The 246-nt window shown below is 70.7% G+C and carries 1 protein-coding gene; it reads right to left on the reverse strand.

Annotated features, from left to right (window positions below; translation table 11 throughout):
• Positions 1–246: hypothetical protein (locus AC0IYU_RS34925; protein ID WP_472126998.1), on the reverse strand; the 246-nt coding region annotated here is incomplete at both ends.

Below are 246 nucleotides of genomic sequence, written 5' to 3' on the forward strand. Positions count from 1 at the left end.
GCAGACACCGTCAGGCGGGTCGATGCCGGTGAGAAAGCTGCGCCACCTGATGTTCTTCGGGCTGTGCCGGCCGGTCCGGCCACGCAGTTGCGCGGCGCACGCGCCTGTGCGCGCGCGCTGTACCCGCCCACGGCTCCGGCGGCGCCCGCTGTGGCGCGCGAGCCGGGACGCAAGCTTCGCGTGGTCGTAGAAGTCGCTCGAGAAATAGCCCACGCGACCGCGCAGTTGATCGTCGGAATGCTCGAG

The sequence above is a fragment of the Variovorax sp. AC103 genome, assembly GCF_979254005.1.